The sequence below is a fragment of the uncultured Clostridium sp. genome, from assembly GCF_900547735.1.
Lineage (GTDB): Bacteria > Bacillota > Clostridia > Lachnospirales > Lachnospiraceae > Otoolea.
In genome coordinates, this window is sequence record NZ_URHZ01000024.1 from 38,863 (window position 1) to 60,345 (window position 21,483).

The following is a 21,483-nucleotide window of genomic DNA, read 5'->3' on the forward strand; positions in this document are numbered from 1 at the left end:
TTATAAACAATTATAGAAAACAAATCAAAAATCAAATCAAAAAGAAGGAGAAGAGCAAATGAAGACGATGTTTATTGAATGGCCCGAACTCGGCATTAAGGTGGAGGCGGAGCTGGAGGATGTACGCAACAAAGACCTCATTGACGAAATCTGGAGCAACCTTCCTATGACTGCAATACAGGAACATGCAATGGTTACCGGAAAATCCATGTATGCGTGGGTTCCGATGGTCAGCCTGGCCGATATACCATTCCAGATGGAAATTAAGGATACCCCTCCGGGAGTCGTATCCTATTCCCAGAAGACGGGTAATAAGATGATCGTGCGCTACGGGAAAGTAACGGAAGATTTGCTGACCCCGATCGTCGGCTTTATTAAAGATCCTGAGCAGATTAAGCTTCTGGATATTGTGGGAGAGAAGGTTTGGGAAGAGTACAAGACGACGAAAAAACCAATCATTGTAGAATATACGAAAGGACGTGAAGAGTAATGAAAAAGTGGGAACAGTTAAAACTCGATATTGAGGCGGAGACAATGGCAATGCAGGACAAGGAGCCGGAGGAGCTTTACAGGATCAGAACGGCAACCGTAGGAAACGAAGCAGGCTCCTACGACCAGGACTGGACATCCATCGATTTTTCAAACGGCATGATCAGGGACTTTTCCATGTACACAATGTACCCAATTTACAAGCTGGCCGTCCAGACAAACTATACACTGGAAAATTTAAAAGATGCCTATAAGGTGTTCCATATTCCCTACACGGAATACTTGGGATACTCGGGCATGTACACACTCAGAAAATTCTGCCGCAGATTCAGGGAGTGCCTGGATGAATTTGAGACAAAAGAGGAGTTTATCGAGATCTATAAGAGTTTTCTGATTTACACAAATAAGCTGTCCGCATGGTCCTTCCACTATTTCCCGTGGGAATTGGGATATCAGTGGAAGCCGCAGATTGACTGAGCGGGAGTTGGCTGAGAAATAAAAACGCCGACGGGATGGCTGGGGGCGGAATGGTGAGAGGGAGTAGATGAGTCTCCAGTTCCCGGATTTTTGGCTGTCACGGGTGGTAAATCCGGGCAGGTTATGACCGGGACTGAAGACGCGAAGGATATCGTCTTTCCGGCCCCGGCCTTCCCGCCCTACAATCTTTTCCTCAGAACCCTCACAGATTCCTCAAAATTTTCTTTCTCATAAAATCTTAAAGCATTCAAATTCTGGCTCAGTACATCTAATTCCATATACTCGGAGCCCCTGCTCCTCCCCCAGTTTTCCACGCCTTCTAACAGCTTTTTCCCAATCCCGTTTCCGCGTAACGATTCCCGGACGATAAAATCCATAAGATAGGTATAACGGTGGGGAATAATACTTTTATAGACGGGAGTTTGTTCAAACTGGATGTAAGCCATTCCCAGAACTTCTCCATCCTCCTCTGCAATTAAAATATCTTCCGTTTCACTTCCAACAGCAGCTTCCAGAAACTCTCTGTCCTCCTCTGCGGGACGTATATAGAATGGCTGTAATTCCGCCATTTCCCGATTCAGATCACGGTAAAGTGCCAGAATTGCCGCTATATCATTGATTACAGCCGGCCTCACTTTCATGGTACGCACTCCTTTCACAACCCTATGATACGGTGATAAACATATTTTATCAGAAAACCATTTCCATGGCCAGACATTATTGAGCTGCGGGAACACCACCAAAAGACAGCGACAATACCTGCCCCGCACTTGACGAAAGAGACAATCAGCCTCTGAAGATGACGGACGGGGCAACCCCCTTCGCTGAGTCTTCAGTCCCATCGACAACCTTCCTTCCCCCTCACCGTAACCAACCGCTGGGACTGAAGACTCATATCCAGCCTCCCACCACCCCGTCCGCCATCTTACAGAGGCGTCCTCGCATCTCAACTAACTCCCCCACACTGTGAAATCTCTGTGAAACAGTAGAAACTCCCTTTACAATCTGCTAAAATACAGGTAAAACAAAGATAAACAGCGGCTATCCGGCAAGACTGTATAAGAAAGGGCCGGATCAGCCCCTGATAATTCTGATAACACAGAGGTGAATAAGATGGAGATATTAAAAGTACTGGTAGTGGATGACGAGCCCAGAATGAGAAAACTGGTCAAAGATTTCCTTACGGTAAAGGGATTCCAGGTTGTGGAAGCCGGTGACGGGGAGGAAGCGATAGATGTATTTTTCGATCAGAAGGACATTGCCCTGATTCTTCTGGATGTGATGATGCCGAAGATGGACGGCTGGGAGGTGTGCAGAACAATCAGAAAGTATTCCCAGGTTCCGATTATCATGCTGACGGCGCGGGGAGAGGAACAGGACGAACTTCAGGGTTTCAGTCTGGGTGTGGACGAATACATTTCCAAGCCGTTCAGCCCCAAGATTCTGGTAGCCAGGGTGGAGGCGATCCTTCGAAGGAGCAGCACCATGTCTCAGGAAGTGATCAATGTAGGCGGAATACACATTGATAAGTCGGCCCATCAGGTGCTGGTGGATGGAAAGAATGTGGATTTGAGCTACAAGGAATTCGAACTGATCACATATTTTGCGGAGAACCAGGGGATCGCCCTTTCCAGGGAGAAGATCCTGAACAATGTATGGAATTACGATTATTTCGGCGATGCCAGGACGATCGACACCCATGTTAAAAAGCTGCGCAGCAAGCTGGGTGAGAAAGGGGAATATATCAAGACCATCTGGGGCATGGGATATAAATTCGAGGTGGATGGATGAGACATACGACGCTGAAATGGAAATTCACAGTAACGTTTATCGGCATGATGGCTCTGGCCGTGGCGGCTACATGGTGCATTAACAACTGGTTTCTGGAGAGTTATTACCAGAATTACAAGATTGGCGTGCTGGAAAAGGCCTACTATGCAATTGACGCCATTGTCCTGGAAGAGAAGGCAAAAGGCGGGAGCGCCCTGGAAGGGGCGGAGGATGAACTGAGCAGCAGCGACTTTTTTTCTGCAGACGGAACAGGGACCGACAAAGGTTACGGAAGAGACAGAAACTCCGGAAAAAGGGGCGGTGATGACTACGGATTAAAATTGGAAGAGCCATCCGTTTCTTCGGCAGAGCCGGAGACAGGGACGAATGAGGACGGTTCGGAAAGCGGAGTCGTAAAGCTGGCGCAGCTGGTGCGCTACCTGAGGGATACGTCCAATATTACGCTGCTTATCTGCGACAGCATGAACGGCAACATCCTTGTGTCCTCGGTAAAAGATATTCAAATCATGAAGGACAGGGTCAGCCAGTATATTGTAGGAAAGAACGCGCCTCACCGGGAGATCATGGAGGAGCATGAAAACTACATGATCCAGAAAACGTACGATCCCAGGACCAAGACCTTTTACCTGGAAAGCTGGGGATTCTTCTCCGACAACGGGACCATCTTTATCATGACGACTCCTCTCGACAGCATCCGGGAAAGCGCGGCCATATCAAACCGTTTCCTGATGTACGTGGGAATTGCCGTGATTTTGGTCGGCAGCATCATTCTCTACTTTATTACAAGCAGAATCACATCCCCGATCCACGAACTGTCACGGCTTTCCGAAAAGATGTCCAATCTGGACTTTGAGGCAAAATACAGGGAGACGAGACATTCGACCGAGGAGATCAGCACGCTGGGCAACAGTATGAATGTGCTGTCGGATAAACTGAAGGAGACAATCGGAGAGCTGAAGTCGGCCAATATCCGGCTGCAGAAGGACATTGAGGAAAAGACGCAGATAGACGAGATGAGGAAAGACTTCATCGCCAATGTTTCCCATGAGCTGAAAACGCCGATTGCCCTGATTCAGGGATATGCGGAAGGACTGACCGAAGGAATGGCAGAGGAGAAGGAGAGCCGCGATTACTACTGCGAGGTTATTATGGATGAGGCAGGCAAGATGAACAAGATGGTAAAACAGCTTCTGACCCTGACCGCCCTGGAATTCGGCAATGAACAGACGGCCATGGAGCGGTTTAATCTGACGGAGCTGATCCAGGGAGTCATATCGGCAGCGGGCCTGATACTTCAGCAGAAGGAAATTACCGTAGACTTTGGCTACACGGAACCGGTCTATGTTTGGGGCGATGAATTCAAGATAGAGGAGGTAGTGACCAATTATCTGAACAACGCCGTTAACCACGCGGAGGGTGAGAAAAAGATTGTCATCCGCATGGAACCGGACGGTAAGGAAGTGATGGTATCCGTATTCAATACGGGCCAGCCTATCCCGGAGGCGGATATTCCGAATCTGTGGACCAAGTTCTTTAAGGTAGACAAGGCGAGAACGAGAGAATATGGAGGAAGCGGAATCGGACTTTCAATAGTAAAGGCAATTATGGAGTCCCATCATAAACAATATGGAGTCAGAAATCTGGAGGACGGAGTGGAGTTCTGGTTCACACTGGACTGCGGCAAGGATGCCTGACGGCAGATAATAAAAAAGGAGAAGGAGATGCAGGTGTTTTTGGAAGGAGAATGGTTCCGTCCGGAAACACCTGCCTCCGCGTGAGGCCATGTATGAAAAAGAGGGAAAGACAAAACAGCCGAAAGAGGAAATTATGATTGCGGGAGCGGTGGCAGGCCAGGAAATAGCAGGCCGGGAAACAGCAGGCCGGGAAACAGCAGGCCAGGAAACAGCAGGACAGGAAACAGCAGGCCGGGACACGGAAGAACCGGCGGATTGTGCGGGTATAATCGCGCCCGGAGGCGAATGTGAGCAGATGGAACCGTTAGATGAGGTGAGTGGTTTTAGGATACGTCCGGGGCTGTATGGGAGCAACGGGGCCACCGCACTTCCGGGAGCCGTCAATTTTACCGTTCATTCTCACGGAGCCTATTCCTGTGAGCTGCTTTTATATCACAGGATGGAGAACAGCCCCTATGCCGTTATCCCGTTTCCTGAGAAATACAGGGTGGGGAATGTCTATTCCATGATTGTGTTCGGTCTGAAAATTACGGAATTTGAGTATGCCTACCGTCTGGACGGTCCCTGGGATCCGTCAAAGGGGCTGCTCTTTGACAGGACCAAACCGCTTTTAGACCCGTATGCCAAGGCGATAACGGGACAGAGCGTCTGGGGCGTGAAGCGCGGTGACGAGGATCAGTACCATGCGAGAGTCGTGAGAAATAACTTTGACTGGAAGGATGTGTTCCGCCCGAAACTTTCAATGTCCGATTCCATTATCTACGAGATGCATGTGAGAGGGTTTACGCACCATCCTTCGTCGGGAGTGGAAAATCCCGGGACATTTGCCGGACTGATGGAGAAAATTCCATATCTTAAAGAGCTGGGAGTGACGACGGTGGAACTGATGCCTATCTTTGAGTTCGATGAGACGCAGGACAGAAGAGTCGTGGGCGGCAAGACGCTCTGTGACTTCTGGGGATATAATACGGTGAGCTTTTTTGCGCCGAACACCAGTTATACGGCCGCGGATGAATACAACCGGGAGGGCGAGGAGCTGAAAACCCTGATCAAGGAACTGCATGAGAACGGCATGGAGATCATTTTGGACGTGGTTTTCAACCACACCGCCGAGGGCAATGAACACGGGCCCGTGATCTCTTTTAAGGGGTTTGACAACAACATCTACTACATGCTTACTCCGGAGGGCTATTACTATAATTTCAGCGGCTGCGGCAACACATTAAACTGCAACCACCCCATTGTGCAGGAGATGATTGTGGAATGCCTGCGTTACTGGGTGACATCCTATCATGTGGACGGATTCCGGTTTGATCTGGCCAGTATCCTGGGCAGAAATGAGGATGGGACGCCGATGTCCAACCCGCCCCTGTTAAAAAGGCTGGCCTTTGATCCGCTGCTCGGCGATACGAAGCTGATTGCGGAGGCCTGGGATGCGGGAGGCCTCTACCAGGTCGGAAGTTTCCCGGCGTTCTGCCATTGGGCCGAGTGGAACGGGAAATACAGGGATGAGCTGAGGAGTTATCTAAAAGGAGAGTACTGGCTGGCGCCCCAGGCGGTGAAGAGAATTACAGGCTCCCCCGATCTGTACCGTTCGGATAAGGAGTATCAGGGGTACAATTCTTCCGTCAATTTCATTACCTGCCACGACGGATTCACCCTGTGCGATTTGTACTCTTACAACCAGAAGCACAACGAGGCCAACGGATGGAATAATACGGACGGAAGCGACGACAACAGGAGCTGGAACTGCGGGACAGAGGGGCCGACGGACGATGAGGTGGTCAACCGCCTGAGGATGAAGCTGATGAAGAATGCCTGTGCCGTCCTGATGTGCAGCAGGGGTACGCCGATGCTGCTGGCGGGAGATGAGTTCGGCTTTTCCAAGCAGGGCAATAATAATACATATTGTCAGGATAATGAGCTGTCCTGGCTGGACTGGGGACTGATTAAGAAAAACCGGGAACTGTTTTTATTCTTTAAACAAATGATACACTTTAGAAAAAAACACCGCTCCATACGCTGTGAACTGGGAGCGGCCAAATGCGGTTTCCCCTCTGTCGGCACGTACACATCCGATTCATGGGATGTATCGGTCACCAACGAAACAAAGACCGTTGGCATCCTGTTTGCCGGGTACGACGAAGAGCAGGAGGCCGACGATATCGTCTTCCTGGCCGTAAATCCCTACTGGGAGGAGCAGGTCATAAGACTTCCCAAACTGCCGGCCCATTATGCCTGGAGTGTCGAGGCGGATACATCGGACGATGGCGTCTCCCATGACACCTCTCATGCCGCCGCTCATACCGCGGCGGGAAATGAACCGTGCCGGATTGGAGCGCGTTCCGTCCTGGTTCTGGCCGCCTCCGAGCGCAGGACGGATTAGAGGTGACCCTGTAAACAAAACGATAAGAAAAGAATAAGACAGCCGCACGGAATTGACATGTTCCGTGCCCTGTGCTATATTTCGCATATCAAAATTATGTTTAATACGGCAGACAGGGGGCGACGGCGAATGAAGGAGAAATCTTGTACAGGGATTCTAAGACTTCTTTATCCGTTCATCCTCTGCCTGCTATTTTTATCCTTTGGGCCGGGCGTCTCTGATTCCTTCCCTGTTTTAAGCTTCGCGCATTTTGCCCATGGAGCGGCGGGGGGAAACGGCGCCGGGCCTGAATGCATCTCCGGGACAGGCTGGCGTTCGGCCGACGACGGATATGCATTCATACCGGCAGCAGGCCCCGTCTCATGGAACCAGAAGAACGGCCAGAAAACGGGTCTGTACTTATATGATGAGGAAGAACTTGAAGAGGACGGCCGGCGGCCGTTCGGGGGCGGTGACGGCGCCCCGCTTTTTCTGGTACCTTTTTCCCATACGTTTACCGGAATTGTGGGAAATTTCTATTTTTATCTTTGCACCGCGCTCCTGCATATGGGCCGCGCTCTTTTTATTGTCTGCATTCTCCATAAAACGGACGGAAAGAAACGGATCGCTCCTGTAGTGAAACTGTAAATTAATACAACACAGGAGGAATAACGTGAAAAATAAAAAAAATCATATCTGGATAGTGGGTGTCATCATCGCTGTCTTTGTTTATGCTGCGGTTTTTGGCTGCGGAAACGATATTAAAGGAATCGGGCAGATGCGTTTCGGCATCGATATCCGGGGCGGAGTGGAGGCTGTGTTTGAACCGGCAGGGGATTACCGGCCCTCGGAAAGTGAACTGGAGTCCGCCAGGGATGTAATTGAAGGAAGACTGGACGCTAAAAACATATTGGACCGTGAGGTGACGGTGGACAGAAAAGCCGGCCACGTCATTGTCCGTTTTCCATGGAAATCGGATGAAAAGAACTTTAACCCGGAAGAGGCGATAGCAGAGCTTGGAGAGACGGCCAGGCTGACATTCCGGGACGAGGAGGGCAATATCCTGGTGGAGGGAAAGGACGTGAACAGCAGCGAGGCCGTCCGTGATCCGAATACCGGGGAGAGCGTTGTGAGCCTTTCCTTTGACCGCGCGGGAGCCGAGGCATTTGCAGAGGCCACGAAAAAACTGACCGGAAAACGGATTGGGATTTATATGGATGAGACCCTGATTTCCGCCCCGGTTGTAAAGCAGACCATTACCGGGGGAACGGCCATGATTAACGGCATGGATTCTCCGGAGGAGGCCAAGGCCCTGTCCGAGAAGATACGCGCCGGAGCGCTGCCGTTTTCGATGGAGACGACCAATTATAATACGATCAGCCCTACGCTGGGAAACCAGGCGCTGAAATCCATGGCCACGGCCGGAGCGCTTTCCATGGTCCTCATCTGCCTGTTTATGATGATTTATTACAGGCTGCCGGGAGTCGTAAGCTGTCTGACCCTGCTCTTTCAGATGTCGCTTCAGGTGCTTGCAATATCGATTCCCCAGTATACAATCACGCTGCCCGGCATTGCAGGCCTGATCCTGTCGGCCGGGATGGCGGTGGACGCCAACATTATCATCAGCGAGCGCATCAGTGAAGAATTGAGAAATGGAATGACGGTCAAGCAGGCGGTGAGAAGAGGATACAAAAATGCATTTTCCTCCGTTCTTGACGGAAATATCACGACGGCAGCCGTGGCGGCAATCCTGATGTTTTTCGGCTCCGGGACCATGCTGAGTTTTGGCTACACGCTGCTTACCGGCGTTCTCATCAACCTGTTTGCAGGCGTATGGATGTCCAGGACGATCCTCAATTCCCTGATCGAGTATCCGTTCTTCGGCCGGATTACAATGTTCCGGAAGAAAAAAGAGAAAAAAGTGCTGGGATTTTCGAAAAAGAGAAAATGGATTCTCCTGTTTACCTGTTTTGTGCTCCTTTCGGGAACCACCATCAGCGCGGTAAACGGAATGAAGCTGGACACACAGTTTACGGGAGGCGTGATCCTCAAATATACATACGATCAGGAGGCCGATACGGAGGCCGTCCGGTCGGGAGTGGAGCATGAACTGGGCCGCCCGGTCAGTGTGCAGACCTCGGAGGATCCGCTTACGGGAGAGAAAAAGCTGGTGCTGACGCTGGCTGGCAATAAGGGAATCTCGCCGGAGGAACAGGGACGCGTGACAACCCTGCTGAACAATCAGGGAGGAGACTTTGCCCTGTCCGAGACATTTGCCGTAGAACCTTATATCGGGGCAAAAGTGCTGAAAAATTCGGTGACGGCGGTGGTGCTGTCCGCTCTTTTCATTATTATTTACATCAGGCTGCGCTTCTCGTCTCTCTCCGGCCTGGCGGCGGGAGTGTCCGCCGTATTGGCGCTGATCCACGATATCCTGATCGTTGTCTTCATTTTCGGCATATTCCGGATTCCGGTCAACGACGCCTTTGTAGCGGTGACGCTGACGATTATCGGCTATTCCATCAACGACACGATCGTGCTTTATGACAGGATAAGAGAGAATATGAAGGAGGCGGGCAAAAAGACCAGCCTGTCGGAACTGGTGGACCGGAGTATCACGGAAACACTGGGGCGTTCCATCAATACGGCGCTCACGGTTGTAATGAGTATTTTTATCGTGTATATTTTCTCGGTCGTTTACAGAATTGAATCAATCCAGGTATTTTCACTGCCTCTTTTGGCCGGACTAATCAGCGGCTGTTACTCATCCGTCTGCATTGCGGGTCCGCTGTGGGCGTACTGGGAGGAGAGGAAAAAGGCGAAATAGTAACAGTTCAGACAGCATGGACTGTTACGCGAAAATATTAAATAAATATAAAACATCCGAAACGAACTTGACAAAGATGAGAAAAGAAAATATAATAACAACGTAACATGATTTAACAATTGTGTAACATTTAGAAAGGAAACCTTAATAAATAGCAAGGTTTTCGTGAGAATTTAACTGAATATAGCAAATAACAATCAAGGGGTTTTTGGATGAATTTAAATAAGAGTATCAAATTTGTTGGAATGATGTGTATCTGCGGAATGTTTACGGTAGCCGGACCGCAGGCGGCATTTGCAGGACCGGCCGACGGCCTGGATGGAGATATGGTGGCAAAGATTGAAGCAGCCAATGCCTCCGTCTATGCAGAGGAGAATGAGAGTTCGGCAGTCGTTGCCACGGCACAGAAGGGCGGAATTTTCGAGGTAGTTGAGAACGGTTCCGACGGCTGGGTCAGAGTTGCGGCAGGAGATAAAGAAGGATACTTAAAGACAGACGGCATTACACTTGAAGATGCTGCCGATGCGGCGGAAGCAGCAGCGCAGGCACAGACGGCGCAGACCAACACCAGACAGCAGGTTGTGGATTACGCACTTCAGTTTGTAGGCGGCCGTTATAAATACGGCGGAAGCGATCCACGCACAGGAGTTGACTGTTCAGGATTTACCAGATATGTGATGCAGAATGGGGGCGGAGTCAGCTTAAACCGTTCTTCCGGTTCCCAGGCCACACAGGGAAGAGCGATCAGCGCGGCGGAGATGCAGCCGGGAGATCTGATTTTTTACAGTAATGGGAAGAGAATCAACCATGTGGCACTTTACATAGGAAACGGACAGATTGTACATGCGTCCACAGAACGTACCGGAATCAAAACTTCAAACTGGAATTACCGTACACCTGTCAAAATCGTCAGCGTACTCGGTTAAAGGATGATATAGGAAGGGCACAGATGCAGCGTCAAAGCTGCAGCTGTGCCTTTCGTCTTTTATTGAGTGGCAATGAAAAGTCCGCGAACCGTGCTTTTGCATTGTTTTTCACGCTGTCCAAAATTGTTACAAAAAATTGTAAACTGCCTTCATGAATATTTTAAAACAGTGACAGCCATACTAACGGTGTAACAAAAAACAGCCTTGGAGGTAATGAATATGTCAAGCAAAAACAGCTACAACGATATGGACAACAACAGCAGCAAGAACAGTTCTCAGAACAACAGCCAGAACAACAGCCAGAACAAATCTCAGAACAGCTCTAAAAACAGCAGCCAGAACAGCTCTAACAACAGCAGCAAAAACAGCAGCCAGAATAACAGCCAGAACTACAGCCAGAACAACAGCCAGAACAGCAGCCAGAATTACAGCCAGAACAATTCCAGCAACTGTGACAGAAATAACTACTAAGTAAGTTAATCTGGCAGGTTTTGTGCCGGAAGAGAGTATTCCTCTGCAGGGATTTATGTCCCGGGAGAGGAATACTCTTTTTTTCATATCATAGGAAAATGCTTCGCCGGACTCTTTTTTATTACGCAGGAACAAGTCTGTCCGGCAGGAATATAATATAGTAAAAGGGACAGGAGGTCTATTATGTATGAGACAATTCCGATTCAGCATCTGGACAGATGGCTGGAACAGGGATACGAGGGCAGGATTATAGATTTGAGAAGTCCATCCTCTTACTGTCAGTCCCACTTATGCGGTGCAGAAAATTATCCGTTTGACGAACTGATGGAGCAGCCGGAACTGCTGGACAACAGCCAGCCGCTGCTGTTTTACTGTGCGAGAGGAAGCGAAAGCCTGTTAGCCTGCAATTTATTTTACAGAAAAGGGTATCAGGTTGTAAATGTTGCAAATGGGCTTAGATTTTACAGGGGAAAGTACCTCACAGACCAGTAAAAGGGTTATTGACAGGAGCGATCTGGTAAACTAAAATAGTAATATTAACGGTAACTATGAAGGTACTGAATTGCCGCTGTTAATGTGATGAATAAACAATAAAATACGGATATGGAAAGAGAAGAGGACACATTTTGGTGCGATATGAACTGATAGCCCCCTGCCACTTTGGCCTGGAGGCTGTTTTGAAAAAGGAAATAATTGATTTGGGATATGAGATTACGGAGGTTGAGAACGGACGCGTCAGTTTTGAAGGCGATGCGGAGGCAATCTGCCGGGCTAATATTTTCTTAAGAACAGCCGAGAGGGTATTATTAAAAGTGGGCGGCTTTCAGGCCCTTACCTTTGATGAACTGTTTGAGAGAACCAGGGAAATTCCCTGGGAGAATTATCTTCCAAAGGATGCGAAATGCTGGGTGAAGAAAGCATCCTCCATCAACAGTAAACTTTTCAGCCCTTCGGATATTCAGAGAATCATGAAGAAAGCCGTTGTACGCCGTATGCAGGCCGAATACGATCTGGAACTGATGCCCGAGACGGGATGTGAATATCCATTGAGGGTTTTCTTCTATAAAGACCAGGTCACGGTAGCCATTGACACGAGCGGAGATTCCCTTCACAAGAGGGGATACAGGCAGCTTACAAGCAAGGCTCCGATCACGGAAACCCTGGCTGCCGCCCTCATCATGCTGACTCCATGGAAGAAAGACAGGATCCTGGTAGACCCGTTCTGCGGCAGCGGAACCTTTCCGATCGAAGCCGCGATGATTGCGGCGGGGATTGCGCCGGGACTGAACCGTTCTTTTCTCTCCGAGGACTGGAAGAACCTGATTCCGAGAAAATGCTGGTATGACGCCATTGACGAGGCATCCGAAATGGTGGACGATACGGTAGAAGTGGACATTCAGGGTTACGATATAGACGGTGAAGTGATTAAGGCGGCCAGAGAGAATGCGAAAAGGGCCGGCGTCGATCATCTGATCCATTTCCAGCAGAGGCCTATCTCCGAACTGAGCCATCCTAAAAAATACGGCTTTATCATTTCCAACCCTCCTTACGGCGAGAGGCTGGAGGAGAAGAAAGATCTCCCCGCGCTGTACCGTCAGATTGGGGAGCGGTACAAGGCCCTTGATTCCTGGTCCCTGTATCTGATTACCGCGTATGAGGACGCGGAGAGGGATATCGGCAGGAAAGCGGATAAAAACAGGAAGATTTATAACGGTATGATGAAGACGTACTACTACCAGTTTATGGGACCGAGACCACCGAAAAGAAAAACAGGAGATACAGTTGAGGCGTAAACGATTATATATCGTTCTGCTGGTTCTGCTGCTCTTTTGCATTGCGGCGAAGAACCAGGCTTTTTTTACCCGGGAACAGGTTAAAAGGGGAGAGAAGCCGGGAAGCTGGAACAGCGGATGGTATTCCATTATATCGAAGGAAGTAAATGATAAAACCATTAAACTGAAGATTGACGGCCGCACGGTGAAGAGAAAAGGCCCTTCCGTAATTATGACGGAGGAGGGATACTTTATGGTTCCGGTGAGTATTCTTCAGGACTGCCTTTCCTGTTCGGCCAGGCTGTACGATAATTCCAGGCTGGTTATGGAGAAGAACACAATCCGCGCGGAGATGGTGGAGGGGACGCCCGAGATGATTTTAAACGGTGTCACCGTAGCCCTGGAAGCCGGGATTGAAAAGAGGGACGGCGTTCTGTACGTTCCGCTGGAAGCGGTGGAAAAAGCGCTTTCCTACAAAAAAGAGTGGGATGTGAATGAAAACATTCTGGAACTCTCCTTTGAGGGAAAGGATGAGAGAAGTCTTCCCTATGCCTATGATTACCGCGAAACAGGGCGGGCGCCCAGGGTCAAGAACCAGGGCAGCTTCGGCACATGCTGGGCTTTTGCCTCCGTCATGGCGCTGGAGAGCAGGCTCCTTCCGGAAGCGGACTTGAGTTTTTCAGAGGATCATATGTCCATCAGGAACAGTTTCCATATGCAGCAGAACGACGGCGGTGAGTATACGATGTCCATGGCCTATCTGCTCGCATGGCAGGGACCGGTATATGAGGAAGACGATGAATACGGAGATGAATATTCGCCTCCGGGACTGAAGCCCGTGTGCCATGTACAGGACATACAGATTATACCGAGCAAAGACTATGAGGCCATTAAGCGGGCTGTTTATCTCTACGGCGGAGTTCAGAGTTCCCTGTACACCTCGATGGTGACCGGCCAGAGTGATTCGCGTTATTATAACAAGGAGCAGGGGGCATACTGCTATATAGGAACGGCAAAGCCGAACCACGATATCGTAATCATCGGATGGGACGACAATTATTCCAAAGAAAACTTTAATCTGGATCTGGAGGGCGACGGAGCTTTTATCTGTGCCAATAGCTGGGGCGGTGAATTCGGGGATGAGGGATATTTTTACGTATCCTATTACGATACCAATATTGGAATTCACAATATCCTGTATTCCAGAGTGGACGGCACGGATAATTACGATAATATTTATCAGACGGATCTCTGCGGCTGGGTAGGCCAGCTCGGCTACGGTAAGGAGAACGCCTATTTTGCCAATATCTATACGGCCGAAGAGGAAGAAGAGCTGTCCGCGGTCGGCTTTTATGCCACGGGGCAGGATACATCCTATGAAGTATATACGGTCACCGATGTGGAGGGCAGCGCACAGTTTGGCAGGCGGATGCTGGCAGCGTCGGGCACACTTAAAAATGCAGGATTTTATACCATTGATTTAGACCGGCCGGTGGAACTTGCAGCCGGAAAGAAATTTGCCGTCATCGTCAGTATCAGTACGCCGGGTTCTGTTCATCCGGTGGCGATCGAATACAATTCACCCGATAAAAACCTCCGCGTCGATTTAAGCGACGGCGAGGGTTACATCAGCTTTAAGGGAACGTCCTGGGAGCGGGTGGAGGAAGAACAGAAATGCAATGTGTGCCTGAAAGCATACACGAGAAAAAAAGAGGTTGTGGAGAATGAAGAATAAAATTATATTTGCGACAGGCAACGAGGGGAAAATGAAGGAAATCCGCCTGATCCTCAAGGATTTGGGCAGAGAGATCCTCTCGATGGAGGAAGCCGGATTCAAGGGAAATATTGTGGAGAGCGGAACCACCTTTGCCGAAAATGCAGAGATTAAAGCCCGCGCAGTCTGGGAGCAGACGGGAGGCACGGTTCTTGCGGACGATTCCGGCCTGGTTATCGATTACCTGGGCGGGGAACCGGGCGTGTATTCGGCCAGATATCTGGAGGCGGAGCCGTATTCGGTTAAGAACCGGGTTCTGATCCAGAGACTGGAAGGCGCGGAGGGAGAGAAGAGGGCGGCCCGTTTCGTGTGCAATATTGCCGCGGTTCTTCCCGACGGCCGTGTCCTTCACACCCAGGCGGCAATGGAAGGGCTCATAGCCAGGGAGCCGGCCGGAGAAGGGGGATTCGGCTACGATCCGATTCTTTATCTGCCGGAGTATGGAAAAACATCCGCCGAGCTTGCGATCGATGAGAAGAATAAAATCAGCCATCGCGGCAAGGCTTTGGAAATGATGAAAGAGGCGCTTAAGGCGGCCTTGGAGGGGAACGATGAAGATATTAATCGTAAGTGATACACATCGCAGGGATGGTAATCTGCAGACTGTAATTGAAAAAACAGCGCCCTTTGACATGCTGATTCATCTGGGGGACGCGGAGGGCAGCGAGGACCGGATTGAAACCTGGTGCCGCGAACAGAACGAAAACTGCCAGGTCTATATGATACTGGGAAATAACGATTTCTTTTCCAACCTGGACAGAGAGAAAGAGATTACAATAGGAGACTACCGGGTATTCCTGACCCATGGGCACTTTTACAGTGTTTCGGTGGGAACGGAGCGTCTGGCGGATGAGGCGAGGGACCGCAAGGTTCAAATTGCCATGTTCGGCCATACCCATAAACCATACCTGGACATCCGGGAGGATTTGACGATCCTGAATCCCGGCAGTCTCTCTTTCCCGCGGCAGGACGGAAGAAAGCCGAGCTATATGCTGATGGAGCTGGATCGCGAAGGAAAAGCGCACTATACAATCAATTACCTGGAGAACTGACACCGAAGGCCGTCCCGATGAGGACGGCAGAAAATTGTATTAATTACATGAAAAATATCTTTTTGAAAGACACAATTTATTATATAAAACGGTTGACAACCGGGACGGCATAGTATATAATAATTCATGCATTGCAGATGTTCTGCCATGCATATACGGGGTGTGGCTCAGCTTGGCTAGAGCGCCTGGTTTGGGACCAGGAGGTCGCAGGTTCGAATCCTGTCACCCCGATTGGAATGTGAGATATTTCTTATGTGAGCAAGCTCCCAACGGAATATCTTATGTACCAGATTGTACCTCTCATGATTATTACGCGGGTGTAGTTCAATGGTAGAACACTAGCCTTCCAAGCTAGATACGTGGGTTCGATTCCCATCACCCGCTTTTTTGCTGCCCTGATTTTTCAGGGCTTTTTTAATATCGTGTTGCATATCGTGTTGCATTTATGCTGCGTTTCATGCGGCATAAGATTTGAAAAGTAAGGAGCCGCTGTAACAGTAGAATCATTTCTACCGGAACAACGGCTCCTTTTTCTGCTCTCCGTCCGATCTTACCGTTCAGACGATTCTGCCGACATCCTGTTGAAAAAATCAAACATCCCTTCCAGATCATGCAGCCATGCCGTTCCGTGCGTCTCGCCGCCAACGGCTGCGAATTCTGCCGGTACGCCCCGGTCTTTCAGTTCCCGGTACATGGAGAGGAGCAGATGGAAACCGGAGTCCTCCGTGCCGCAGAGAAGCCGGACGGGGAGCTCCCGGAGCTGTTCGGCCGGGAAAAAACGCAGGTCCGGGCCGCCTGCGCAGGGGGCGATGGCGCGGAAGACGTCCGGGTAACGGGAGGCCAGATAAAAAGTACCGTCCCCGCCCATGGAGTTGCCGCCCAGGAAGATGTTTCCGCCGTCAACCCCGTACTGTTTTCTCACTTCCTCAAGCGCCTGCATATCGGCCAGTTCACACAGGCGGTAAATGCGCTGTTCTTCTTCCGTCAGGTTGGCTGGATTGGACGGGTCTGCGGTTTCCATGTCCGTAAAATCGCGTGCCATCGGATAGGCGCTTCCATGCATTCCGTTCGTATAGGCAAGCGGTGCCAGAATCAGATAGTTGTACCGTTGCCCCATATGGGCCAGTTTATTATCTGCCCGGTCAAACACATTGCCGCCTCCCAGGCCGTGAAGGATTACCGCCAGCTTACGCGGTCCGGAGTCCGGGGAGGAGGTGGGGCAGGAGACCGGAACATAAAGACGGTAGGCGATCAGCGTCCGTGCTTCCTCCAGATAAAATGCTTTTTTCACAATTCCGCATGTCTGTTCAAATAAGTAATAAAGACCAATGGGATCCATGGGGAAATCCGGCAGTTTAGATGCCTTTATCATCCGTTTTCCACGGTAAGACCGTTCGCGCACGGTCCATCCGAATTGCTCGGCAAGGACCTGTCCCACGGGAAGGAAAAGATGGCCCGAAAGCTCGGTCCGCGGGATACTTCGGGATTGTTCTTTTGTCCATCCCAAAGCCATCAGCTTTGCAAAAGAATCGGCATCCGCCATCAGCCTGTCCTGATGAATCCGGCAGGGCAGGGCCATGCCGAACTGAAAATCATTGGCGAGCGCCGTGGAAGCGTCTTCGCAAAAGGCCAGGGATTCTATTTCAAAATAAGGTTTTAAACTTACATTTACCATATAACATATCCTTTCTTAAATCGCGCGTTTTGACATTAGGCATCCCGGGATTCGGTTTACTAAAACCGGTTCTTCCGAACTCTGTTTTACTAATACGAATCCCTGATTTTCTCAGTCTGCGGCGCATTTTTCGCCCGGAACAGCAGTACGGTATAGATGATCATGGCGATAAACGGGAAAACGGCAAGCCCGCAGAGCGCCATGCGGAATCCGAAGGCGTCGGATAAAAAGCCAGCAATCGTACTGGAAACAGTGGAGGCGATATCCTGGAAAATACAGAAGGTCGCCAATGCGATACTGGAGTATAAGACACCCGCCTGCCGCATCATGTTTGCGCGGATAGCCGGGCTCGGCATGGCATTGTACAGCCCGACCAGGACGGCGGAGGCCATCCAGACCGTCTTGTTTGTAGTGACGCAGATTAATGGAAAAGCTACGATTGCCATAATCATCGATGCATATACCACAAACTTTTCACCCAGACGGTCGCCCAGCAGCCCTCCGGCAAAGGCGCCGATTCCCATCATGGCAGCGTAAACGGCGAGATATTCGGCCCCGAAATCCACGCCGATCTCCTTACAGTAAAGTAAGAGAATCGTCTCCATTGCAAAAGTGGGAAGGCAGAGGAGGCAGACGATACAGGACATAGGGATGGCCGGAAGGAAGATGTAATCGTTGATACCCTTCTTTTTGAAGCGGTTTTCTTCCAGATTTTTCTGAAATGCCTTTTTTTCTTCCGTCCGATCCGGGAATTTTACCAGCAGCAACAGAATCATTGAGAGCACGCTGGCTGCGGCAGACGCCCAAAATGCCACGGAAGCGCCGTAATTCTGGTAGAAAAACATGGAGACGATGGTAGTGTACGCGGCCACCAGTTTCGGCAGGAGAGAGCTGAGACCAAAGGCGCTGCCGATTTCTTCGCGGTCCACCACCTCGGCTACGACGATCTGGGTAGCCAGGTTACTGCAGCCGAAGTTTACACCCTGCAGAAGCCGGGAAAATATGTACATGGGAATATTGTTGGTAAATGCATAGGCCACCGCCACCAGCCCCCGCATGAACAGGACGGCCATGTAGACCCATTTGGGGTTCCATCGTTTGAAACTGTTTCCCATGAAGGGACGTACAAGGATCTTGCTGAAGGAATACAGACTGGCAATCAGGCCAATCAGTGTGGCGCTTAGGCCCAGATTGGAACCCACCAGGGTAACCGGTGTGTTGATCATGGAGAATGCAATACTTGATACCATGTTTACAACAATAATAAGTAAAAAATTTACATTTGTCAGTATGGCGACGGTTCCTGATAGAAATCCTTTTTTATTCTTTGTTTCCATTATCTTATTCTCTCCTTATCTTTAATAAAAGAACTGTATGATGAGCATGTAAAGTACCGATACCGCGATTGTAAACCCCAGAAGAACCAGCATGTGATAGGCCAGCCGATCCCGGGCTCCGGGCTCTTCGCAGGCTCCTAACAGCATGCTGCCGCCGTTGGAAAAAGGACAGATTCCTCCCATGCAGGCCCCGAGAAGCACTGCCGCATAGAACAGTCCCGTCTCATTGGGGAAACCGGCCGCAATGCCGGGCACAACGGTAAACAGAGTGGGGACGACCACCGTGGTGGCTCCCGAAAAAAGACTCATCACCGCAGCGCCCAGGCACAGGGCCGCCGGTATCAGAAAATGCGGTATCGTATCCGTGATAAAGCAGGCGAGAGCTTCGACGGCTCCGGCCGCCTTCAGGACTCCCGTCATGATGGAGATTCCTCCAATCATCATAATTACATTCCAGGGAATCCGTTTCTGGATCACGGCCTTCTGATCCGCCAGATTGGCGGCGGATGCCGCGGTGGCGCCTAAAAGACTGACAAAGCCCACGTCGCAGTATCCGGCTGCCCGTATCAGCCATCCGTATTTTAACCATCCGGCGGCTATTTTGGGAACTACCATCAGGAAGACCACGACAGCCATCAGCCCAAGAGTTTTAATCTGTACGGCGTTAAAGGGCCTGCTTTCCTGCAAATCCAGGGTTCGGGATGTATTCCGGCCTAAAATCAGGATGACCAGAAGGAGGGCGATCAGATTGGCGGCCAGCGTGTGCAGGATGGCGGTGTTCATACAGGCCCCCGCATTGCCGCCCTCCAGCGATTTAAGTATGTTTTCGATCACCACGCCTCCCTGGCTCCAGGGAAGATTGGAGCCGCAGGATGCTCCTACGGAGATGGCAAGTATTGCTATGAGCAGGCTGATGCCTCCCATGGCTGAAATTTTCATCGCCAGCGGTCCTGTCAGGGCGACCGTTGGGCCTGCTCCCAGCCCGGCTCCGGAAATAAGGAAAGCCATTGCAAACAGCACAAGAGGCATCAGCGGTACGCGGTTACGCATCCTGTACAGGATCTGGCCGGTCAACCGTTCCATCGTGCCGTTTTCGATTGCAATCCCATAGAAAAAGGTGATGCCGATTATGGAAAACAGGGTGTTGACCGAGATCATTCCTGTTAAGTCAACGACGGAAAGCCTCATATAAAAACAACCGATTCCATAGGCAAATGCTGCCGCCAGTACCCCAATATTCAGTTTTCTCCGATAGGAAATCCAAATGCTGGCCAGCAGGCCGATTGTACAAAGAGAAATCTCCATTTTGCCGAACCCCCTCTTTCACTCGAATGAGTGTCTTTCAATTATGTCCTGGCGAAAAAGGCGAAAATATCGGGCAGCGCTTTAATCCAGGCGTCCGCGTGGATTCCGCCGCCTACTCCCAGGCCTTCCGCTTTTGCCCCTTTTTGCTTCAGGTAATCCACAACGCGGTCAAGATTTGCAAAATCAATATTTTCCGTTCCGACTACCAGCAGAATGGGCATATCACGGATTCCGCCCATATCGATTGCATCGAGATTCTCCGAAACCAGGGCGCCGCAGGGGGCGATGGCGCGGAACAGGTGGGGATAGGCGTTTCCGAGATAGAACGTCCCGCCGCCGCCCATTGAGTTTCCGAACAGGTATAGATGGCTTGTGTCGATATTAAATTCTTTTTTCACTTCCTCGAGCGCGGCAAATGGTTCGGCTTCGCACAGATCCAGATAATGCCGGATATCCGGGCCGCATTCGCTGCGGTTCAGTGTAGGTTTTGTTCCTCCGCCGTAAAAACCCTCGGCATAGCCGTCCACAAAGAGAAGAATTGTATGATATTTTTCAGCCATCTCCTCAAAATGTCCCTGGCCGGTGGAGAGCCATTTCAGGTCGGCCGCTCCCTGCATTGCGCCGTGCAGCACCATAGCCAGACGGCTGGGCTTTGATGCGTCGTATGACATGGGGACATACAGAGAGTATGGACAGACTTTTTCCGCCTTTTTAAAGTAATAGGCTCTTTTGAGAACGCCCACCTTTTTATTGAGATGGATGATCATATCCTTCACCACGTTCATGTTCTCAAATAAATCACTTTCCCGCTCGCCGATTCCGAGAAAGATTCTGGGGGCGAGATACGTTCCCTCCCAGAGGGCCGCCTTTCCAAACACCCTGGTCATCAGGCTTTCTACGGCAACGTAGAGAATTCCGTTCACATTTTGGACGGGAAGTTCCATGGGACATGATTCCTGACCGGCCCGTACGGCGCAATCCCCGGAATGCAGTATTGCAGTTTTTCCCTGATAGATAATCTTTGCCTGTTCACCGGTCTGTTCCACTTTCATCCGTGGACTGTAAATCAGAGCCAGGGCGGGAAGAGCCGCCATCATGGTACCGTTTTGTTCAAAGGACGGATAACCGGTGTCAAATTTCATCCGATCCAGATATACGTAAGAAGTGCCGTCGGAAAAATAGACGGATTTGGGTTGGAAATAGGGAGTAAAAAGCACTTCCGGGTCGGCTGTTAACTGACGTGCTCCTCCGCTTCGTCGCATATTGTTCTTGCTCAATGTTTGATTCCTCCTGTTTGATATGATTCCATTCCAGGCGCCGTTGGAATGTGTCCTGCCTAAGATTAAAGCAAGTTTTGTGCCAACAATGACGCATAGAAATGCCAAACAGCGCTGTACCGCATTGCTTACCCCGGGATTTCCACATATATTACGTGTGAAAACCCTTACGGGATAAATTTTTATTCTCCGATCAAAAAAAGAAATGCCCCCGAAACATTTCAGGGACATTTCAATAATATTTCAAAAAG

Annotated in this window: 19 protein-coding genes and 2 tRNA genes; 16 read left to right on the top strand and 5 right to left on the bottom strand. The window is 50.2% G+C overall.

What is annotated here, in order from left to right; genetic code table 11:
• Positions 1–58: 58 nt before the first annotated feature.
• Positions 59–490: a hypothetical protein gene (locus tag QZT18_RS09775; RefSeq protein ID WP_294147227.1), complete on the top strand. Its 432-nt coding sequence runs from the start codon at positions 59–61 to the stop codon at positions 488–490.
• Complete coding sequence (locus QZT18_RS09780; RefSeq protein WP_294147229.1) at positions 490–966, top strand: hypothetical protein; 477 nt, start codon at positions 490–492, stop codon at positions 964–966. Before QZT18_RS09775 ends, QZT18_RS09780 begins: the two co-directional genes overlap by 1 nt.
• A gap of 179 nt (positions 967–1,145) precedes the next feature.
• Here QZT18_RS09780 and QZT18_RS09785 read toward each other — a convergent pair whose 3' ends face one another.
• Entirely contained in the window at positions 1,146–1,607 is a 462-nt protein-coding gene (locus QZT18_RS09785; RefSeq protein ID WP_294147231.1) for a GNAT family N-acetyltransferase, read from the bottom strand.
• Between the two features lie 472 nt (positions 1,608–2,079).
• On the opposite strand from QZT18_RS09785, the gene QZT18_RS09790 reads away from it, so the two are divergent.
• The 14 genes from QZT18_RS09790 to QZT18_RS09855 all read left to right on the top strand — a co-directional run bounded on the left by QZT18_RS09790 (position 2,080) and on the right by QZT18_RS09855 (position 16,022).
• A complete protein-coding gene (locus tag QZT18_RS09790) occupies positions 2,080–2,757 on the top strand; it encodes a response regulator transcription factor (RefSeq protein WP_294147233.1) in 678 nt (225 codons plus the stop codon).
• Entirely contained in the window at positions 2,754–4,451 is a 1,698-nt protein-coding gene (locus QZT18_RS09795) for a cell wall metabolism sensor histidine kinase WalK (RefSeq protein ID WP_294147235.1), read from the top strand. Before QZT18_RS09790 ends, QZT18_RS09795 begins: the two co-directional genes overlap by 4 nt.
• A 295-nt stretch (positions 4,452–4,746) precedes the next feature.
• Positions 4,747–6,837 carry a glycogen debranching protein GlgX gene (glgX, locus tag QZT18_RS09800; RefSeq protein ID WP_294147276.1) on the top strand — a complete coding sequence of 697 codons (2,091 nt, stop codon included), beginning with the start codon at positions 4,747–4,749 and terminating at the stop codon, positions 6,835–6,837.
• 129 nt (positions 6,838–6,966) lie between these two features.
• Positions 6,967–7,464, top strand: a complete 498-nt coding sequence (locus QZT18_RS09805) for a hypothetical protein (protein WP_294147237.1) — start codon at positions 6,967–6,969, stop codon at positions 7,462–7,464.
• Positions 7,465–7,489: 25 nt separating this feature from the next.
• On the top strand, positions 7,490–9,643 hold the full coding sequence (secF, locus tag QZT18_RS09810) for a protein translocase subunit SecF (protein ID WP_294147239.1): 2,154 nt from the start codon (positions 7,490–7,492) through the stop codon (positions 9,641–9,643).
• Positions 9,644–9,855: 212 nt separating this feature from the next.
• The gene (locus tag QZT18_RS09815) at positions 9,856–10,569 is read left to right on the top strand and encodes a C40 family peptidase (RefSeq protein ID WP_294147242.1); all 714 of its coding nucleotides are present in this window, start codon (positions 9,856–9,858) and stop codon (positions 10,567–10,569) included.
• 219 nt (positions 10,570–10,788) lie between these two features.
• The gene (locus QZT18_RS09820) at positions 10,789–11,040 is read left to right on the top strand and encodes a hypothetical protein (RefSeq protein WP_294147244.1); all 252 of its coding nucleotides are present in this window, start codon (positions 10,789–10,791) and stop codon (positions 11,038–11,040) included.
• Between the two features lie 183 nt (positions 11,041–11,223).
• Positions 11,224–11,532: a rhodanese-like domain-containing protein gene (locus QZT18_RS09825; RefSeq protein ID WP_125144500.1), complete on the top strand. Its 309-nt coding sequence runs from the start codon at positions 11,224–11,226 to the stop codon at positions 11,530–11,532.
• A gap of 134 nt (positions 11,533–11,666) precedes the next feature.
• On the top strand, positions 11,667–12,833 hold the full coding sequence (locus tag QZT18_RS09830; RefSeq protein WP_294147247.1) for a class I SAM-dependent RNA methyltransferase: 1,167 nt from the start codon (positions 11,667–11,669) through the stop codon (positions 12,831–12,833).
• Positions 12,823–14,547: a lectin like domain-containing protein gene (locus QZT18_RS09835; protein WP_294147249.1), complete on the top strand. Its 1,725-nt coding sequence runs from the start codon at positions 12,823–12,825 to the stop codon at positions 14,545–14,547. The genes QZT18_RS09830 and QZT18_RS09835 overlap by 11 nt, the downstream gene beginning before the upstream one ends.
• On the top strand, positions 14,537–15,160 hold the full coding sequence (rdgB, locus tag QZT18_RS09840; protein ID WP_294147251.1) for an RdgB/HAM1 family non-canonical purine NTP pyrophosphatase: 624 nt from the start codon (positions 14,537–14,539) through the stop codon (positions 15,158–15,160). Before QZT18_RS09835 ends, rdgB begins: the two co-directional genes overlap by 11 nt.
• The gene (locus tag QZT18_RS09845) at positions 15,138–15,638 is read left to right on the top strand and encodes a metallophosphoesterase (protein ID WP_294147252.1); all 501 of its coding nucleotides are present in this window, start codon (positions 15,138–15,140) and stop codon (positions 15,636–15,638) included. The genes rdgB and QZT18_RS09845 overlap by 23 nt, the downstream gene beginning before the upstream one ends.
• Positions 15,639–15,794: 156 nt before the next feature.
• A tRNA-Pro gene (locus QZT18_RS09850) sits at positions 15,795–15,869 on the top strand.
• 82 nt (positions 15,870–15,951) lie between these two features.
• A tRNA-Gly gene (locus QZT18_RS09855) sits at positions 15,952–16,022 on the top strand.
• A gap of 166 nt (positions 16,023–16,188) precedes the next feature.
• Here QZT18_RS09855 and QZT18_RS09860 read toward each other — a convergent pair.
• The 4 genes from QZT18_RS09860 to QZT18_RS09875 all read right to left on the bottom strand — a co-directional run bounded on the left by QZT18_RS09860 (position 16,189) and on the right by QZT18_RS09875 (position 21,232).
• Positions 16,189–17,313 (bottom strand): hypothetical protein, encoded by a 1,125-nt coding sequence (locus QZT18_RS09860; RefSeq protein WP_294147254.1) that lies wholly within the window; start codon positions 17,311–17,313, stop codon positions 16,189–16,191.
• 89 nt (positions 17,314–17,402) lie between these two features.
• Positions 17,403–18,650, bottom strand: a complete 1,248-nt coding sequence (locus tag QZT18_RS09865; protein ID WP_294147256.1) for an MFS transporter — start codon at positions 18,648–18,650, stop codon at positions 17,403–17,405.
• 21 nt (positions 18,651–18,671) lie between these two features.
• Positions 18,672–19,955 carry an SLC13 family permease gene (locus tag QZT18_RS09870; RefSeq protein WP_294147258.1) on the bottom strand — a complete coding sequence of 428 codons (1,284 nt, stop codon included), beginning with the start codon at positions 19,953–19,955 and terminating at the stop codon, positions 18,672–18,674.
• A gap of 41 nt (positions 19,956–19,996) precedes the next feature.
• Positions 19,997–21,232: a hypothetical protein gene (locus tag QZT18_RS09875; protein ID WP_294147260.1), complete on the bottom strand. Its 1,236-nt coding sequence runs from the start codon at positions 21,230–21,232 to the stop codon at positions 19,997–19,999.
• Positions 21,233–21,483: the final 251 nt, after the last annotated feature.

What these genes read in the sequence shown, in the direction of transcription:
- rdgB (WP_294147251.1), top strand. Translation starts at nt 14,537, where the DNA reads ATGAAGAATAAAATTATATTTGCGACAGGCAACGAGGGGAAAATGAAG.
- QZT18_RS09795 (WP_294147235.1), top strand. Translation starts at nt 2,754, where the DNA reads ATGAGACATACGACGCTGAAATGGAAATTCACAGTAACGTTTATCGGC.
- QZT18_RS09815 (WP_294147242.1), top strand. Translation starts at nt 9,856, where the DNA reads ATGAATTTAAATAAGAGTATCAAATTTGTTGGAATGATGTGTATCTGC.
- QZT18_RS09775 (WP_294147227.1), top strand. Translation starts at nt 59, where the DNA reads ATGAAGACGATGTTTATTGAATGGCCCGAACTCGGCATTAAGGTGGAG.
- QZT18_RS09805 (WP_294147237.1), top strand. Translation starts at nt 6,967, where the DNA reads ATGAAGGAGAAATCTTGTACAGGGATTCTAAGACTTCTTTATCCGTTC.
- QZT18_RS09860 (WP_294147254.1), bottom strand. Translation starts at nt 17,313, where the DNA reads ATGGTAAATGTAAGTTTAAAACCTTATTTTGAAATAGAATCCCTGGCC.
- QZT18_RS09790 (WP_294147233.1), top strand. Translation starts at nt 2,080, where the DNA reads ATGGAGATATTAAAAGTACTGGTAGTGGATGACGAGCCCAGAATGAGA.
- QZT18_RS09780 (WP_294147229.1), top strand. Translation starts at nt 490, where the DNA reads ATGAAAAAGTGGGAACAGTTAAAACTCGATATTGAGGCGGAGACAATG.
- QZT18_RS09845 (WP_294147252.1), top strand. Translation starts at nt 15,138, where the DNA reads ATGAAGATATTAATCGTAAGTGATACACATCGCAGGGATGGTAATCTG.
- QZT18_RS09820 (WP_294147244.1), top strand. Translation starts at nt 10,789, where the DNA reads ATGTCAAGCAAAAACAGCTACAACGATATGGACAACAACAGCAGCAAG.
- QZT18_RS09825 (WP_125144500.1), top strand. Translation starts at nt 11,224, where the DNA reads ATGTATGAGACAATTCCGATTCAGCATCTGGACAGATGGCTGGAACAG.
- glgX (WP_294147276.1), top strand. Translation starts at nt 4,747, where the DNA reads ATGGAACCGTTAGATGAGGTGAGTGGTTTTAGGATACGTCCGGGGCTG.
- QZT18_RS09785 (WP_294147231.1), bottom strand. Translation starts at nt 1,607, where the DNA reads ATGAAAGTGAGGCCGGCTGTAATCAATGATATAGCGGCAATTCTGGCA.
- QZT18_RS09865 (WP_294147256.1), bottom strand. Translation starts at nt 18,650, where the DNA reads ATGGAAACAAAGAATAAAAAAGGATTTCTATCAGGAACCGTCGCCATA.
- QZT18_RS09870 (WP_294147258.1), bottom strand. Translation starts at nt 19,955, where the DNA reads ATGGAGATTTCTCTTTGTACAATCGGCCTGCTGGCCAGCATTTGGATT.